Source organism: Dyella sp. ASV21, from assembly GCF_016428975.1.
Classification (GTDB): Bacteria; Pseudomonadota; Gammaproteobacteria; order Xanthomonadales; family Rhodanobacteraceae; genus Dyella.
On record NZ_JAELTT010000014.1, the window covers coordinates 19,550 to 33,627 of the forward strand.

The window sequence follows — 14,078 nt, forward strand, 5'->3', positions numbered from 1 at the left end:
CACGCTCCCTTCATGGCGTGACGGATCGTCCCCATAGCGACAGTCCGCGAGTCAACGCCTTGATTCGCTCGGCAGATCCGTACAGGCCCACCCCCAGATGCGCCATCTGGGCAAACGACTTGCATCCCATGGCTACTCGCAGGTCGTTGTCGCTCTCGGTATTGAGCATGTCCTCTGTGAAGCGGGCAAACAAAACATCGGTGTCAGCCTGGGCGAGGCGTGCGATGGTGTTTGTTTTGGCTGGGCTGGCAGCCAAGGTGACGATGGCGTACTTAAGAATGGCCGGATACGCGACTCCGTCGGAACTCATCGAGGTGGCGCCCATATCCGCGTGACCAAGTCGGTGCCCCAGGGACACGGACAAGTGGGCGCAGGCGTTCGAAGCCACGCCGGCTGGCATGGCGGAGGAAAGGACGATGGCCATTTTCCTTTCCGAGTATGCGTAGGTCATTTCCTGATCCTCCGTGGGTTCTTTATGTTTTCGCCATGCCGGGCAGGTTGTTGGCCGGTATGCATGGCCCATGCGTTTGGCATGCGAGCTTTTGATGGTTGAGCCGAGTCGGCGATCGGTATCCGGCGCTGGAACACGGCACCTCGCAGCTACCACCGATGGTGGTAGCGCATCGTTCCAAGCGCTTGTAGGTGCCGCGTGGCCACGTGAGCGATGAAGGGCATTTTCGACTGGTGAGCGTTGGGGCGCGCATGCCATTTGTCCATGGCTGCTGTCTGATTTCCTCGCCTCGTTGGCTTCACGCATGTTTCATGCGGATTGGGCTGGAGTCGCGCCACCCGTGTAGCGGGCTAATTCACAGGAGAGCTGCCGTGGACACCTTGAACGACGAATGCTGCGACTCCACGCGTACCGATTCCCAGCGCCGCACGGTGCTCAAGTCGGCGCTGGGGCTCGCCGCCGTTGGCCTCATGGGCGCGCTGCCCACGGCATGGGCGGAACAGGTACGCCTGATGTCGCTGACCAAGGACCAGCGCGACCAGCTCACGCCTGATCGCGTGGTTGCCTTGATGAAGGAAGGCAACCAGCGCTTTCGCAGCGGCAAGATGCAGGTGCACGACTACCTGGCGCAAAAGCGCAGCAGCGCCAATGGTCAGTATCCGGCGGCGGTGATCCTCGGCTGCATCGATTCGCGGGCGCCGGCCGAGATCATTCTGGATGCCGGTATTGGCGATACCTTCAGCGCACGCGTGGCCGGCAATATCGCCAACGATGATCTGCTGGGGAGCCTGGAGTTCGCGTGCGCGGTGGCTGGCGCCAAGGTGGTGCTGGTGATGGGGCATACCGCCTGCGGCGCCATCAAGGGTGCCATCGATGGCGCCAAGCTGGGCAACCTCACAGGCTTGCTGGACAAGATCAAGCCCGCCGTGGAGGCCACCACCTACAGCGGCGAACGCAGCAGCAAGAACGCCGACTTCGTGGACGCGGTGGCGGCCACCAATGTGCGCCGCACCGTAGACGAGATCCGCCGACGTAGCGAGGTGCTGGCGGGGCTGGAGAAAGACGGCAAGATCAAGATTCTCGGCTCGATGTACCACCTGGTCGGCGGCAAGGTGGAGTTCTACGACTGAGTCTGAGCGCGCGGCGGCGACCATTAAACGGTCGCACGCCACTAGAATGGGCGGATGCCGATCGATCAGCGCCCACTGGCCTTATTTCTGATGGGCCCGACCGCGTCGGGCAAAACCGCGCTCGCCTGTACGCTGAGCGACCGATTTGCGGTGGATTTGGTCAGCGTCGATTCGGCATTGGTGTATCGCGGCATGGACATTGGCACGGCCAAGCCGGACGCCGCCACGCTGGCGCGTTACCCGCATCGCTTGATCGATATTCGCGACCCGGCGGAGCCTTACTCGGCGGCTGACTTTCGCCTGGACGCCGTGGCGGCCATGCAAGACATCACCGCGCAGGGGCGCGTGCCTTTGCTCGTTGGGGGCACGGGGCTGTATTTCCGCGCATTGCAACAAGGCTTGTCGCAGTTGCCGGAGGCGAACGCGGCCATTCGCGAGCGTCTCTCCGCCGAGGCGGCCAGCGTCGGCTGGCCGGCATTGCACGCGCGATTGGCCGAACGCGACGCGGCCGCGGCCGCGCGCATCGGCCCGAACGATGCCCAGCGCATCCAGCGCGCGCTGGAAGTGATCGAACTCACCGGTCGACCGCTATCGGAGCAGCAGCAGGGCGGCAGTGGTCAGCGATTTCCCTGGCGCGTGCTCAAGCTCGCCTTGCTGCCGGCCGATCGCGGCCCGCTGCACGCGCGCATTGCGCAACGCTTTGATGCCATGCTTGCGGATGGGTTTCTGGACGAGGTGCGCCAACTGCGCGCGCGGGGCGACCTGCACGCGGATCTGCCGGCCATTCGCGCCGTGGGTTATCGCCAGGCCTGGGAATATCTGGACGGCCAGACGGATGCGGCCGAGTTCCGGGATCGCGGTGTATTCGCCACGCGCCAGCTCGCCAAGCGCCAGATCACCTGGCTGCGCGGTGAGCTGGATGCGCGTGTGATCGATCCGGATTGTCCCGGCTTCGACGCGGTGGCCACCGAAGCCTTGGCGCTTTTTTTGGGGAGTCGATGAGCACGCCGGAATCGGCCGTCTCTAAACGTCTTTTTCACACATTGAGAAAGCGCGCATTTGCCCTTTCATCAACGATTTAAAAGTGGTTAATATTCCTGAGTCTTGGGCCGGGGCGCGGCATGCGTCTTTTATCCGGCCCGTCCGTTTCGCGAGGGGAGAAGAAGAAATGTCCAAAGGGCAATCGCTGCAAGATCCGTTTTTGAACGCGCTGCGCCGTGAGCGGGTCCCGGTCGCTATCTATCTGGTCAACGGCATCAAGCTTCAGGGCACGATCGAATCGTTCGATCAATTTGTGGTGCTGCTGCGCAACCAGGTCAGCCAGATGGTCTACAAGCACGCCATTTCCACCGTGGTGCCCAGCCGCAACGTACGCGTCGGCAACGGCCACGACGGGCACGGCGAGGCGCCGCTGGGTTCCACCGACACCGAAGGTTGATTCGGGCGACCTGTCGACCCATCTGAGTAGGGAAGGCCGCGGGGCGAGGCGATTTGATCGCCCGGCGGCATAACGACATACACTTCCTCACTCCGGCCGATGGCCGCGAACCCTGGTGTTCGTGGCCCGGCGTCTTCATACAGGTCCTTCCCACCTCGTGTTTGATCGTCAAAAGAAAGGCGAACGTGCCGTCCTCGTGCTTCCGCACTCGCGCGGCATGGGCGACGCCGAGCGGCGCGCCGAAGAATTCGCCGAGCTGGTTCGCTCCGCCGGCGCGGACATCCTGGGCAGCATCACGGCTCGCGTCGATGTACCCAACCCTCGCTATTACATCGGTACCGGCAAGGCCGACGAGGTGGCGGAGGCGGCGCGGGCGCTGGGCGCTGACCTGGTGCTCATCGACCACCTGCTGTCGCCCGTGCAGGAGCGCAACCTCGAAAAGCTCCTCAACATCCGCGTGGTCGACCGCGCGGGGTTGATCCTGGACATCTTTGCCCAGCGCGCCCGTTCCCACGAGGGCAAGCTGGAAGTGGAGCTGGCTCAGCTCAAGCACCTCGCTACCCGCCTGGTGCGCGGCTGGACCCACTTGGACGCCCAGCGCGGCGGTGCCATCGGCAACCGCGGCCCCGGCGAAACCCAGCTGGAAACCGATCGTCGCTTGCTGGCCGAGCGCGTCAAGATGCTTTCCAAGCGCCTGGAGAAGGTGCAGACGCAGCGCGTGCAGCAGCGCCGCGCCCGCCTGCGCAATACCGTGCCGCGGGTGGCCCTGGTGGGCTATACCAACGCCGGCAAGTCCACGCTATTCAATGTGTTGACCGAAGGCGAGGTATTCGCCGCCGATCTGCTGTTCGCCACGCTGGACCCCACCGTGCGCAAGCTCGATGGCCTCTCCTGCGGGCCGGCGGTGCTGGCCGATACCGTGGGTTTCATCCGCGAGCTGCCGCATGACCTGGTGGCCGCCTTCCGCGGCACCCTGGCCGAGGCCCGCGATGCGGACCTGCTGCTGCACGTGAGCGACGCCGCCGACGACGAACGCGAGCGGCTGGCGCACGTGGTCGATGGCGTGCTGGAAGAGATCGATGCCGGCGATCTGCCGCAGCTGCGCGTAATGAACAAGATCGACCTGGCCGGCCAGGAGCCTCGCATCGACCGCGACGGGGAAGGGCGTCCGACCACGGTGTGGCTGTCCGCCGCCACGGGCCTGGGCCTGGACTTGCTCCGGCAGGCGCTGGGCGAGCTGCTCGGCGGTGACCGGGTGCAATCGGAACTGCGCCTGCCGCTTTCCGCGGGCCGCTTGCATGCCCGCCTCAAGGCGGCGGGCGCCATCGTGGGTGAGGAGGTGGACGAAGCCGGCTGGCGCTTGAACATCGACGCCCCGCGCAGCGTCATCGCCCCATTGAGCGGCGGCAGCACGGCGGAGGCGGACCTGTTGCGGGAGCTATTGGGAACGCCCGAGGAGTCGGCGTTCTGAACGGCACCCCATGCTTTTGACCGCAGCGCGGCGCCCGCGTGTTCCTTTGGTGAGGAATCCCGGCCCAGCTCTGGTAGAATGGCCGGCGTTTGTGCGGCCATCCGGTGCCGCGGCGGCACCCTTGCCACAAGACGCCCTCGCCACCATGACCAAACCCGTTCAACGTGCTTTCCGGCCAATGTTGCCGGCCTCCCAGCGGCCTCAAGGAGACTGACCATGGCCTGGAACGAACCCGGAAACGGGCAGCGCGATCCCTGGGGCAAGAACCGACAGACCGGCGGCAAGCCGGGCCTGGAGGACATGCTCAAGCAGCTTCGTAACCGCCTGGGCAAGCTGGGCGGCGGCAGTAACGGCCTGTTTACCATCGCCTTGGCGCTGGTGCTGGCCTGGGTGTTGTTGAGCAGCTACACCATCGTGGATGCTCGCCAGGCCGGTGTGGTGCTGCGCTTTGGCCAGTACGCCCGCACCTTGCAGCCGGGCTTCCACCTCAAGTTTCCGCGCCCCATCGAAACGGTTACCAAGGTCGGCACCACCGAAATTCGTTCGGTGTCGGACAAGGTGCGCATGCTGACCAGCGACGAGAACATCATCTCGGTCGATTTCAACGTGCAGTATCAGGTTTCCGATGCGCGCAAGTACCTGTTTTCGCTGAGCGGGCCGCCGGAAGACACGCTGCGCCAGGCCGCCGAAGCCGCCGTGCGCACGGTGGTGGGCGCCAACGTGATGGATAACATCCTCACCAGCCAGTCCAACGAGCCGCTGCCCGCACCCGCCGCACCCGCACCGGCGGCAGCCAGCAGCGTGGCGAGTGCCCCGTCGGCGGCGGTTCCGGCCGTGCCGATGGTCGCCGCCAAGGCCACGGAAACCCGCGACACGCTGCAGCAGCAGACCCGCGAGATTCTGCAGGCCACCTTGAACGAATACGACGCCGGCCTGGTGGTGACCGACGTGAGCTTCCAGAACGTGGCGCCGCCGCAGGAAGTGAAGGACGCCTTCGACGACGTCAACGCCGCGCGCGAAGACAAGCAAGCCACCGAGAACGACGCCCGCGCCTATGCCAGCAAAGTGGTGCCGGTGGCGCGCGGCGATGCGTCGCGCATCCTGGCCGAAGCCCAGGGTTACGGTGCTCAGCGCACGGCCATCGCCACCGGCGATGCCGCTCGTTTCAACCTTATCCTCAAGGAATACAAGGCTGCGCCGGATGTCACGCGCCGCCGCCTGTGGCTGGAAACGGTCGAGGACGTGATGTCCAACAACCCCAAGGTGCTGGACGGTTCCGGCGGCCGCAACATGATTTATCTGCCGCTCGACCGCGCCACCGGCAAGGATTTGCAGGGCGTGGGTTCGGTAATGCAGTCCGCGGGCAGCGATAGCCTGACCGGCAAGGAGAAGCAGCCATGAAGTTCATCTCTGGCATCGTCGTCGTGCTGCTCGTGCTGCTCGGCTTCAACAGTCTGTTCGTCGTGCACGAGGGTGAAACCGCCCTCGTGCTGCAGTTCGGCCGCATCGTGAGCACCGGTGACAAGCCGGGCCTGCATGCCAAGCTGCCGTTCGTGCAGCAGGTAATGACCTTCGACAACCGCATCCTTACGCTGGAAGCGGCGCCTGAGCGTTACTTCACCTCCGAAAAGAAGAGCGTCAATGTCGACTTCTATGTGAAGTGGCGCATTGCCGACAACGCGGCCTACTACCGCGCCACCGCAGGCGACGAACTGCAGGCCGCGGCTCGCCTCACGCCGCTGGTAAAGGACGCGCTGCGTTTTGAATTCAACGCACGCACCTTGCAGGAGCTGGTGGCGGCCGGTCGCAAGGACGTTACCGAGCGGGTGCGCAAGCAGACCGACCTGGCGGCCAACAAGAACCTCGGTATCACCGTGGTCGACGTGCGCATCAAGCGCATCGATCTGCCGGACGAAGTGAGCGAGTCGGTCTACAAGCGCATGCGCGCCGAGCGCGCACAGCTGGCCAACGAGCTGCGTTTCACCGGGCAACAGGCGGCCGAGACCATCAAGGCCGACGCCGACCGTCAGGCACAGGTGATCAAGGCCGAGGCCGAACGCGACGCCGCCAAGGTGCGTGGCGAGGGCGATGCCCAGGCGGCCGCGATCTATGCGCAGGCTTACGGGCAGGACCCGGAGTTCTTCGCGTTTTATCGAAGCCTGTCGGCGTACCGTAAGTCGTTCCAGGATGGCAAGGGTGTGCTGGTGCTTCGTCCAGACTCGGAGTTCCTGAAGTATTTCAACGACGGCGCATCGTCCAAGCGCTGATGGGTAAGGCCAATGTCGCATGATCTGTGGGCGGCACTGTGCCTGGTGCTGGTGATTGAAGGGCTGGTGCTGTTCGCTGTGCCGCGCGGCTGGCAAGCCGCCATGCGCGAAGCGGCCAAGCTCAGCCCCCGCGCGCTGCGCACGGGCGGCGCGGTGGCCATCGGAATCGGCTTGCTAGCGTTGCAGTTCATGCATTGAGTTAATGCGGCGGATGGGCCGCTCAACCCATCAGGGATCATCAAGATGGTCTGGTTGTCGCCCCGCGGGAAGCGGGGCCTGGCGCCCTGCGGCGCCGGCGTGGAGCGCGGATGGATCAGCAACCGGCGTCGACTGTTTCGCCCCTCAAGGGGCACCACATTCTTCAAATTGACGAGAGCAACATCATGGGCAAGTCAGTAGTCATCCTTGGCGCGCAGTGGGGCGACGAAGGCAAAGGCAAGATCGTTGACCTGCTGACCGAGCGGGTCAAAGCCGTGGCGCGTTTCCAGGGCGGTCACAACGCCGGCCATACGCTGGTCATCGGCGGCAAGAAGACCGTGCTGCACCTGATCCCCTCGGGCATCCTGCGTGACGACGCGCTGTGCCTGATCGGCAACGGTGTGGTGCTGTCGCCGCAGGCGCTCAAGCAGGAAATCGAAGAGCTGGAAGCGCAGGGCGTGGAAGTGCGTTCCCGCCTGAAGATCAGCCCGGCCACCCCGCTGATCATGCCGTACCACATTGCCGTGGATAAGGCGCGCGAGATCGCCGCCGGCAAGAGTGCCATCGGCACCACCGGTCGCGGCATCGGCCCGGCGTATGAAGACAAGGTGGCGCGCCGCAGCGTGCGCGTGGCCGACCTGATGTACCCGCACGAGCTGCCGGAGAAGATCAAGGCCGCCGTGGAGTACCACAACTTCATCCTCGTCCAGTGGCTGAAGGCCGAGCCGGTAGACTTCCAGCAAGTGCTGGACGATGCGCTGGCCTATGGCGAGTTCATTCGCCCGATGGTCGATGACGTCGCCACCATCCTGCACGACGTGCGCAAGGAAGGCGGTCACATCCTGTATGAAGGCGCGCAGGGCGCGCTGCTGGACATCGATCACGGCACCTACCCGTACGTGACCTCCTCCAACACCACCGTGGGCGGCGCGCTGGCCGGTACCGGCGTGGGTGCGGGCGATATCGACTACGTGCTGGGCATCTGCAAGGCGTATGCGACGCGCGTAGGCGGCGGTCCGTTCCCGACCGAGCTGCACGACGAGATGGGCGAGCGCCTGCGAAAGGTCGGCAACGAGTTCGGCGCCAGCACCGGCCGTCCGCGCCGCTGCGGCTGGATCGACCTGGTGGCGCTCAAGCGCGCCGTGCAGATCAACGGCATCAACGGCCTGGCCATCACCAAGCTGGACGTGCTCGACGGCCTGCCGACCATCAAGGTCTGCATTGCCTATGAGTACCGTGGCAAGCGTCGCGAGCTGGCCCCGCTGGACGCTGACGGCTGGGCCGAGTGCAAGCCGGTGTACCTGGAGTTCCCGGGCTGGGACGAATCCACCGCGGGCATCCGCGAGTGGGACAAGCTGCCTGCCGCTGCGCGCGCTTACCTGCGCGCCGTGGAAGAGCTCTCCGGATGCAAGCTGTCGCTGGTGGCCACCGGTGCCGACCGCGACGACACCATCGTGTTGGACGACCCGTTCGCCTGAGCCGATAAGTGAGTCGTGCAAAAGAGCCCCGCCATGCGGGGCTTTTTTGTGGGCGGTGCGGATGGTTGGCGGGCGATGGCGGTGCGAGAGGGCCATTCCACCTGGCGGTAATTCCCGTAATGGGCGGCGGTGCTTTTCAACCGCCATAAGCCTGCGCGTGCGGTGTTTTCGTTTCCAAAAGCCTGACGACACTGGTTTTTCGCCTTGCGGAGAAGGCCGCGTTCAGTCGAGCCCCGCTGGGGTGAGGGCCGGCTACAGGCCTTTCCTTCATGGATTTCAGTCCATGACTTCTGGCGGTGTCTGTGCCGACCGGCATATCCGACCATCGACCTGTTTTGCGTCACTTCGGGGTCGCGCCGCCGGCCTCGCCTAACAGGGAAAACGTTATGCGTACTCGTCTGGTTTCCGCCATCGCGCTGGCTCTTGCCGGCGTTTCCTTCACCGGCGCCGCGCTGGCCGCTGCCGCCACGCCTTATTCGCAAGTCACCACCCAGTTGCCGCGCGACGTGCGCCCCACGCACTACACCGTCTCGGTGGTGCCGCATGCCGACAAGCTCGCCTTCGAAGGCAAGGCGACGATCGACGTGGAAGTGCTCAAGCCCACCAGCAGCATCACGCTCAATGCCATCGACATGCAGTTCGGCGACGTGAAGCTGGTGCCGGTAAGCGGCAAGCTCGCCATCGGCGCGCCCAAGGTGGCAGTGGACGAGAAGGCGCAGACGGCGACCTTTACCTTCAGCCAGCCCATCGCGGCGGGCAAGTACCTGCTGTCGATGAGCTACACCGGCAAGATCGGCACGCAGGCCAATGGCCTGTTCGCCATCGATTACGACACCAAGGCCGGCAAGAAGCGCGCACTCTACACGCAGTTCGAAAACTCCGACGCGCGCCGCTTTATTCCCTCGTGGGACGAGCCCAACTACAAGGCCACCTTCGACCTGGACGTGACCGTGCCGTCCGAGCAGATGGCGGTGAGCAATATGCCGGTGGCCTCCAAGCGTGAGCTGGGCAACGGCCTGAGCGAGGTGAAGTTCAAGACCTCGCCCAAAATGTCTACTTATCTGCTGTTTTTCGGCACCGGTGAATTCGATCGCGTGACCACCATGCAGGACGGTACCGAGATCGGTGTGATTACGCAGAAGGGCTTGTCCGAGCAGGGCGCTTTCACGCTCGAATCGGGCAAGGCCGTGCTCAAGGAATACAACGACTACTTTGGCGTGAAGTACCCACTGCCCAAGCTGGACAACGTGGCCTCGCCGGGCAGCAGCCAGTTCTTCTCGGCGATGGAGAACTGGGGCGCCATCTACACCTTCGAATACGCCTTGCTGCTCGATCCGTCCATCTCCACGCTGTCGGACAAGCAGGAGGTGTTCAATACCGCCGCGCACGAGATGGCGCACCAGTGGTTCGGCGACCTGGTGACCATGCGCTGGTGGGACGACCTGTGGCTCAACGAAGGCTTTGCCTCGTGGATGGCTGCGCGCACCACCGAACGCCTGCATCCGGAATGGAATACCCGCCTGGATGCCGTGGGCGTTCGCGAGGGAGCGATGTCGCGCGATGCGGTTGTTACCACCCATCCGGTGGTGCAGCACGTGGAGACGGTGGATCAGGCCAGCCAGGCGTTCGATTCGATTACCTACTCCAAGGGCGCCTCCGTGATCAGCATGCTCGAGGCCTATGTGGGCGCCGACAACTGGCGCAGCGGTGTGCGCAATTACATCAAGGCGCACGCTTACGGCAACACGGTCTCCGATGATCTGTGGCACGCCATGGACGCGGTGGTGCCGGGCAAGCAGGTCACCACGATCGCGCACGACTTCACCTTGCAGCCGGGCGTTCCGCTGATCCGTGTGGAAGCGGGCGCGTGCAGCAACAACGCCACCTCGATCAAGCTGACCCAGGGTGAGTTCACCAAGGATCGCCCCAACAAACAGCCGTTGCGCTGGCACGTGCCGGTGATTGCCCAGACCGACGGCGGCAAGCCGGTCAGCACCATTGTGGATGGCGAAGCGACGCTTTCGGTACCCGGCTGCGGCACGCTGTTGGTCAATGCGGGGCAGAGCGGTTACTACCGCACCTTGTATGCACCGGCGCAGTTCGCCGCGATCAAGGCCGGCTTTGGCAAGCTCGCGCCGATCGATCAGTTGGGCGTGATGGGCGATACCTGGGCGCTGGGCATGGCCGGATTGCAGCCCGCGTCGGACATCCTCGATCTCGCCAAGGCTGCACCGGCCGATGCCGATCCGCAGATCTGGGACGAGGTGGCCAGCAACCTTGCCGGCCTGGATCAGTACTACCGCGGGGACGACAAGCGCCAGGCGGCGTTCCGCGCCTTCGCCGTCAAGCAGCTCACGCCGGTGTTCGCGCGCGTTGGGTGGGAGGCCAAGCCCGGTGAATCCGTGCCCACCAGCATCCTGCGCACGCACCTGATCGCCACGCTATCCAGCCTGGGCGATCCCGCGGTCATCGCTGAAGCGCGTCGCCGCTATGCCGCCCAGGCCACCGACCCCAAGGCGGTGCCGCCCGCGCTGCGCAAGACCATTCTCGCCGTGGTCGCCAGCCACGCCGACGCTGCCACCTGGGACAAGCTGCATGCGGAGGCCAAGGCGGAGAAGACGCCGCTGGTGAAAGATCGCCTCTACGGATTGCTCGCCACTGCCGAGGACGAAACGCTCGCCAAGCGCGCCTTGGATCTCGCCCTCACCGACGAACCGGGCGCCACCAACAGCGCCGGCATGATCAGTTCCGTGTCGCGTCGCCACCCGGATCTGGCCTTCGACTTTGCGTTGGCTCATCGCGAGCAGGTGGACAAGGTGGTGGATGGCAGCTCAAGCAGCCGCTACTACCCGATGCTGGGCAACAGCTCGTTCAACCCGGCGATGATCGACAAGATCAACGCGTATGCGAATGCGCACCTCGAACCGGGCTCGCGTCGCGATGCCGAAACGGCCGTGGCCAACATCAAGTACCGCATCATGGTTCGCAACGAACGCATGCCGACGGTGGATGCGTGGCTGGCGAAGAACGGCGGTTGAGCGTTCGTTCTCGTATGCGCTGACAAGCAGAGGCCCGCGCCATGGCGCGGGCCTCTGTCTATCCGGGGCAGGAGAGTCCGGCCCCGGATGTCGCATCAGCGACCCAGGTCGCTCAGGAACCGCTTGGTGTACTGCAGCGGCGTAGTCGTCGATACGGAGTTGCAGGTGGGCGAGGCCGTGCTCTGGCTACACGGCGTGTCGCGGTCCAGCGACCAGAAGTGCACGCCGGCCAGGCCGTTGCTTACGGCGTAGCTGGTGATGGTGTCGGCATTGGCGATGCTGAAGTTTTCACTGGATACATCATTCACGCCGATCATCGGGGTCAGCTCGATCTTGTTCGGCGAAATGCCGTAGGTGTGCTCCAGGTTCACCGCAGCCTGGATGGACGACTGGCCCATATCGCACACGCCACCGGACACCACGCACACCGCACTGCTGGGGCCACCGAAGTCCATCACCATCAGGTTGATGGTGTAGTTGCTGAGCGACGAGGCCTTGATGGCCTTCACCACCATGTCGCCAAGGCTGTTGAGGCCGCCGTAGCTGCCGTCCGATGCACCCAGCGTGGCGAGGGTGAAGGAGAAACGCAGGTTGGGGTAAAGGCTCTGGCCATACACGGCAGCGGCCACAAGGTTATTGATGTCCGCCTGGCTCTGGCCGCCCTCGATGTCGAAGTCCACGCCGACCATCTGCGGGGTCATGTAGCGCGAGAGGAACGAGGCGAAGCCTGCCGTGCTGCCGCAGGTAAAGGTGCCCGCTTCGCCGCCGGTGGAGACTACGTAGGGCAGGCCAGCGCTGGAGAGTGCGGAGATGTTGGCGGTGGCGAAGCTGGCGCCCGGAATGCCACCCCAATTTTCGTTGCCGCATTCGCCGGTGGCGAAAGCGAGCGTGATGGCGCTGAGGTTGGTGACGTAGTTGGATTTGAGGCTACCGGAGCCCACCACCGGAATGGCCGAGCCGGTGGCCGCCGCCGTCTGCATCACGTTGGTGTTCCAGTTGAGGTTCACCGTGACGTCCTTGTACGGACTGAATAGCAGGTTGGCGCCGGTGCCCGGCGGATTGGTGGTGCCGCCACCGGAGCCGCCGCTGCCGCCACCGGAACTGCCACCGCCCGAGCTACCGCCACCGGAGCTGCCACCACCCGAACTGCCGCCCCCGCTGCTGCCGGTGCAGCTGCCCTGCGACGTCCACGGTTCGCCCGTGCCGGTCGGGCCGCTGCTGGTGGCGGGGTCGTTGCCCTGGGTCCACCAGTTGGCGACGTAGTTGGTGCTGTTCTCGCTCACCACGGCGCCGCCGTTATAGGCCTGTGTGGAGACCCATGCCGCAGCGCAGGTGCCGCCCGAGCCACTCCCGCCGCTGCCCGAGCCGCCACTGCTGCTTCCGCCGGAGCCGCTGCTGCCCCCGCATGCGCCTTGCGAGGTCCAAGGCTGCCCCGAGCCCGTGGGCCCGCTGCTGGTCGCCGGATCGTTGCCTTGGGTCCACCAATTGGCGACGTAGTTGGTGCCGTTCTCGCTTACCACGGCACCGCCGCTGTAAGCGGCGCTTGCGGTCCACGGTGCCGCGCAGGCGGGCGCGCTTTGCGCGTGTACGGTCTGCACGGGCGCCATGGCCATCAGGCTCATGGCCATCGCGCCGCCGGCGGCGCTACCAAGGGCCTGCATGGCTGTGCGTACCCACATCACCGATTGCTTGACTCGCATAGGGGTGTCTCCTGTTCGTAGTGCAAGGTTTGGATGGTCGAGGGCGACTGGCCGTTTCCGTATGGCCATCGGGACGGAGCGTTCCTGGCATTCCTGCAAACCGTGCCGAGACGGCCGGAGCGGTGTCGTCATAAATCCCGCAATGACAACGTTGTCTCCAATGGCTGTCACAAACTGTGACGAGGCGCGGAGAATCGTCATGCGGAGCATTGGCGGCGTTGTAGGGCGACGCTGTCGCCACTTTTCCTATTGCGTTGCAGCAAGCCAACATCGACGTCAGCAGGGCCGTCGACGGTCTTCGTGCACGCCTTGAATCCATGGAATGACAACGTTGCCAGTAAATGTGCATACCAAGAAGGGCGCGAAGCGATATGTCCCTGGCCGGCATGCCGATAGCATGATCGGCGATCGCTCGTGCAGGGGTTTGGGCGACGTCCATCGGTACAGGGGAGTGACATGGCGAGGAATAACAAGCCGGTGCGCTGGTATTGGCCGCAGATCGACAACGTCGCCGATGCCGAACAGGCATCCAACGGGGGCATGTGGGCAGCGCTGATTTGTGCGGGTGTAACCACGCTGTTTGCCACGGTGGCGGTAGTCAGCCACGGCGCGATCATGGGCATCAACGGTTGGGCCTATGTGGATGCATTGCTGTTCGCGGTAATCGCCTGGCGCATTCGCGCACGCTCCAAGGCGTTTGCGGTGGCTGGCCTGACCTTGTTCGCGCTGGAGAAGGTGTTCCAGTTCGCCGCGCAGCCGAAGGCGGCCGTGGGCATCTTCCTCGCTATCGCGTTGTTGCTTGCTTTTATCAGTGGCGTGCGAGGCACCTTTGCCTATCACCGCATGCGCGATGCAGCGGCGACAGAGTCGGCGCCATAGGGCGCGCGGGCGTCTGTGACGCGAAAAA

12 protein-coding genes are annotated in these 14,078 nt (G+C 64.7%); 10 read left to right on the forward strand and 2 right to left on the reverse strand.

Annotated features, from left to right (window positions below; translation table 11 throughout):
* Window positions 1-10 precede the first annotated feature (10 nt).
* A complete protein-coding gene (locus JHD67_RS07030; RefSeq protein ID WP_199098456.1) occupies window positions 11-451 on the reverse strand; it encodes a DUF2000 domain-containing protein in 441 nt (146 codons plus the stop codon).
* A 371-nt stretch (window positions 452-822) separates the two neighbouring features.
* Here JHD67_RS07030 and JHD67_RS07035 point away from each other — a divergent pair, with 371 nt between their 5' ends.
* The 9 genes from JHD67_RS07035 to JHD67_RS07075 all read left to right on the forward strand — a co-directional run bounded on the left by JHD67_RS07035 (window position 823) and on the right by JHD67_RS07075 (window position 11,471).
* Window positions 823-1,581 (forward strand): carbonic anhydrase family protein, encoded by a 759-nt coding sequence (locus JHD67_RS07035; RefSeq protein WP_343214320.1) that lies wholly within the window; start codon window positions 823-825, stop codon window positions 1,579-1,581.
* A 54-nt stretch (window positions 1,582-1,635) separates the two neighbouring features.
* Window positions 1,636-2,583 carry a tRNA (adenosine(37)-N6)-dimethylallyltransferase MiaA gene (gene miaA, locus JHD67_RS07040; protein WP_199098458.1) on the forward strand — a complete coding sequence of 316 codons (948 nt, stop codon included), beginning with the start codon at window positions 1,636-1,638 and terminating at the stop codon, window positions 2,581-2,583.
* A 166-nt stretch (window positions 2,584-2,749) separates the two neighbouring features.
* On the forward strand, window positions 2,750-3,019 hold the full coding sequence (gene hfq / locus JHD67_RS07045; protein ID WP_199098459.1) for an RNA chaperone Hfq: 270 nt from the start codon (window positions 2,750-2,752) through the stop codon (window positions 3,017-3,019).
* 157 nt (window positions 3,020-3,176) lie between these two features.
* Window positions 3,177-4,490: a ribosome rescue GTPase HflX gene (gene hflX / locus JHD67_RS07050; protein ID WP_199098460.1), complete on the forward strand. Its 1,314-nt coding sequence runs from the start codon at window positions 3,177-3,179 to the stop codon at window positions 4,488-4,490.
* 216 nt (window positions 4,491-4,706) lie between these two features.
* The gene (gene hflK / locus JHD67_RS07055; RefSeq protein ID WP_199098461.1) at window positions 4,707-5,891 is read left to right on the forward strand and encodes an FtsH protease activity modulator HflK; all 1,185 of its coding nucleotides are present in this window, start codon (window positions 4,707-4,709) and stop codon (window positions 5,889-5,891) included.
* The gene (gene hflC / locus JHD67_RS07060; RefSeq protein ID WP_199098462.1) at window positions 5,888-6,757 is read left to right on the forward strand and encodes a protease modulator HflC; all 870 of its coding nucleotides are present in this window, start codon (window positions 5,888-5,890) and stop codon (window positions 6,755-6,757) included. Before hflK ends, hflC begins: the two co-directional genes overlap by 4 nt.
* Before the next feature lie 12 nt (window positions 6,758-6,769).
* Entirely contained in the window at window positions 6,770-6,955 is a 186-nt protein-coding gene (locus tag JHD67_RS07065) for a DUF2065 domain-containing protein (protein WP_199098463.1), read from the forward strand.
* A 185-nt stretch (window positions 6,956-7,140) separates the two neighbouring features.
* Window positions 7,141-8,433, forward strand: coding sequence for an adenylosuccinate synthase (locus tag JHD67_RS07070; protein ID WP_199098464.1), 1,293 nt, complete (start codon window positions 7,141-7,143; stop codon window positions 8,431-8,433).
* Between the two features lie 386 nt (window positions 8,434-8,819).
* Window positions 8,820-11,471 carry a M1 family metallopeptidase gene (locus tag JHD67_RS07075; protein WP_199098465.1) on the forward strand — a complete coding sequence of 884 codons (2,652 nt, stop codon included), beginning with the start codon at window positions 8,820-8,822 and terminating at the stop codon, window positions 11,469-11,471.
* Between the two features lie 95 nt (window positions 11,472-11,566).
* Here JHD67_RS07075 and JHD67_RS07080 read toward each other — a convergent pair whose 3' ends face one another.
* The gene (locus tag JHD67_RS07080; protein ID WP_199098466.1) at window positions 11,567-13,171 is read right to left on the reverse strand and encodes a carbohydrate-binding protein; all 1,605 of its coding nucleotides are present in this window, start codon (window positions 13,169-13,171) and stop codon (window positions 11,567-11,569) included.
* A 456-nt stretch (window positions 13,172-13,627) separates the two neighbouring features.
* On the opposite strand from JHD67_RS07080, the gene JHD67_RS07085 reads away from it, so the two are divergent.
* Window positions 13,628-14,050 carry a hypothetical protein gene (locus tag JHD67_RS07085; protein WP_199098467.1) on the forward strand — a complete coding sequence of 141 codons (423 nt, stop codon included), beginning with the start codon at window positions 13,628-13,630 and terminating at the stop codon, window positions 14,048-14,050.
* Window positions 14,051-14,078: the final 28 nt, after the last annotated feature.

Excerpts from the sequence above, each read along its gene's own strand:
- hfq (WP_199098459.1), top strand. The coding sequence starts at position 2,750 with ATGTCCAAAGGGCAATCGCTGCAAGATCCGTTTTTGAACGCGCTGCGC.
- hflC (WP_199098462.1), top strand. The coding sequence starts at position 5,888 with ATGAAGTTCATCTCTGGCATCGTCGTCGTGCTGCTCGTGCTGCTCGGC.
- JHD67_RS07085 (WP_199098467.1), top strand. The coding sequence starts at position 13,628 with ATGGCGAGGAATAACAAGCCGGTGCGCTGGTATTGGCCGCAGATCGAC.
- JHD67_RS07080 (WP_199098466.1), bottom strand. The coding sequence starts at position 13,171 with ATGCGAGTCAAGCAATCGGTGATGTGGGTACGCACAGCCATGCAGGCC.
- miaA (WP_199098458.1), top strand. The coding sequence starts at position 1,636 with ATGCCGATCGATCAGCGCCCACTGGCCTTATTTCTGATGGGCCCGACC.
- JHD67_RS07030 (WP_199098456.1), bottom strand. The coding sequence starts at position 451 with ATGACCTACGCATACTCGGAAAGGAAAATGGCCATCGTCCTTTCCTCC.
- hflK (WP_199098461.1), top strand. The coding sequence starts at position 4,707 with ATGGCCTGGAACGAACCCGGAAACGGGCAGCGCGATCCCTGGGGCAAG.
- JHD67_RS07065 (WP_199098463.1), top strand. The coding sequence starts at position 6,770 with ATGTCGCATGATCTGTGGGCGGCACTGTGCCTGGTGCTGGTGATTGAA.
- JHD67_RS07075 (WP_199098465.1), top strand. The coding sequence starts at position 8,820 with ATGCGTACTCGTCTGGTTTCCGCCATCGCGCTGGCTCTTGCCGGCGTT.
- JHD67_RS07070 (WP_199098464.1), top strand. The coding sequence starts at position 7,141 with ATGGGCAAGTCAGTAGTCATCCTTGGCGCGCAGTGGGGCGACGAAGGC.